Annotated in this window: 1 rRNA gene (cut by a window edge); it reads left to right on the forward strand. The window is 54.8% G+C overall.

Annotated elements, in window-relative coordinates:
• The first annotated feature begins 318 nt into the window (after window positions 1-318).
• Window positions 319-2,252: ribosomal RNA gene (locus AB0N68_RS16800) — 23S ribosomal RNA — on the forward strand (it continues 1,268 nt past the right edge of the window).

The raw sequence follows: 2,252 nt of genomic DNA on the forward strand, positions 1-2,252 counted from the left end.
AGCTGATCTCGGGACTAGTACGCCGCTTCGGTGGTTGGAAGGTTCTGGGTGAGGGGACCGGTGCCTGCACGCTGTTGGGTCCTGAGGGACCGGATGCGGATCCTTCGGGGTCTGGTCTGAACCTCTGGACCTCTTTCTGTTTGTCCCTGTGGGGGCAGGTGGATGGGGGTTCCGCCCGTACTTTGAGAACTACACAGTGGACGCGAGCATCTTGCAGCCGGCTTTCGAGCTGGTTGCACAAGATGATCTTAAAGATCATTAGTCAATTTCTGATTCCATCTTCGGATGGGGTCGAGTTTTTGATTCAAACTCATGTGATTTCAAGTCTTTAAGAGCAAACGGTGGATGCCTTGGCATCTGGAGCCGAAGAAGGACGTAGCAATCTGCGATAAGCCTCGGGGAACTGATAAGCAAGTTTTGATCCGAGGGTGTCCGAATGGGGAAACCCCGCTGGGCGGCGTGCCGACCTAGTGACTCCCGCCTGAATATATAGGGCGGGTAGAGGGAACGTGGGGAAGTGAAACATCTCAGTACCCACAGGAAGAGAAAGCAACCGCGATTCCGTTAGTAGTGGCGAGCGAAACCGGATCAGGCTAAACCGAGTGTGTGTGATATCCGGCAGGAGTTGCATATTCGGGGTTGTGGGACTCACCAGTCAGTTCTGCCGAGCTGGCGACGTTACAGAAGCGTATAGACGAACGGTCTTGAAAGGCCGGTCATAGAGGGTGCCAACCCCGTAGTCGAAATGCGTGTTCTGGCGTGGAGAGTATCCCAAGTAGCACGGGGCCCGTGAAATCCCGTGTGAATCTGTCAGGACCACCTGATAAGCCTAAATACTCCCAGATGACCGATAGCGGACAAGTACCGTGAGGGAAAGGTGAAAAGTACCCCGGGAGGGGAGTGAAATAGTACCTGAAACCGTTTGCTTACAAACCGTTGGAGCACCCCTGGTAGGTGTGACAGCGTGCCTTTTGAAGAATGAGCCTGCGAGTTAGCGATATGTGGCGAGGTTAACCCGTGTGGGGTAGCCGTAGCGAAAGCGAGTCTGAATAGGGCGATTCAGTCGCATGTCCTAGACCCGAAGCGAAGTGATCTATCCATGGCCAGGTTGAAGCGACGGTAAGACGTCGTGGAGGACCGAACCCACTTAGGTTGAAAACTGAGGGGATGAGCTGTGGATAGGGGTGAAAGGCCAATCAAACTTCGTGATAGCTGGTTCTCTCCGAAATGCATTTAGGTGCAGCGTTGCGTGTTTCTTGCCGGAGGTAGAGCTACTGGATGGCCGATGGGCCCTACAAGGTTACTGACGTCAGCCAAACTCCGAATGCCGGTAAGTGAGAGCGCAGCAGTGAGACTGTGGGGGATAAGCTTCATAGTCGAGAGGGAAACAACCCAGACCACCAACTAAGGTCCCAAAGCGCGTGCTAAGTGGGAAAGGATGTGGAGTTGCTCTGACAACCAGGAGGTTGGCTTAGAAGCAGCCACCCTTGAAAGAGTGCGTAATAGCTCACTGGTCAAGTGATTCCGCGCCGACAATGTAACGGGGCTCAAGCACGCCACCGAAGTTGTGGCATTGACATTATTGGTAGGCCTTCGTGGTCCAGCCGTGTTGATGGGTAGGAGAGCGTCGTGTGGCCAGCGAAGCGGCGGTGGAAACCAGCCGTGGAGGCTACACGAGTGAGAATGCAGGCATGAGTAGCGAATGACGTGTGAGAAACACGTCCTCCGAAAGACCAAGGGTTCCAGGGTCAAGCTAATCTTCCCTGGGTAAGTCGGGACCTAAGGCGAGGCCGACAGGCGTAGTCGATGGACAACGGGTTGATATTCCCGTACCGGCGAAGAACCGCCCAAGCTAATCCAGTGGTGCTAAACGTCCGAGCCTTCACATCGTCACCTTCGGGTGACACCGTGGAGGGGAGCACGTGACCCCATGCTGGTGCGGTTAGCGTATTAACAGGTGTGACGCAGGAAGGTAGTCCAAGCCAGGCGATGGTTGTCCTGGTGCAAGTGCGTAGGCCGAGTCGTAGGCAAATCCGCGACTCATACAGGCTGAGACACGATGCGGATAAAAAGTGGATGATCCTATGCTGCCGAGAAAAGCATCGACGCGAGGTTCTAGCCGCCCGTACCCCAAACCGACTCAGGTGGTCAGGTAGAGAATACCAAGGAGATCGAGAGAATCGTGGTTAAGGAACTCGGCAAAATGCCCCCGTAACTTCGGGAGAAGGGGGGCCTTCGACGTATTAGGACTT

This window comes from Microbacterium meiriae (assembly GCF_040685015.1).
In the GTDB taxonomy this organism is placed as follows: domain Bacteria; phylum Actinomycetota; class Actinomycetes; order Actinomycetales; family Microbacteriaceae; genus Microbacterium; species Microbacterium meiriae.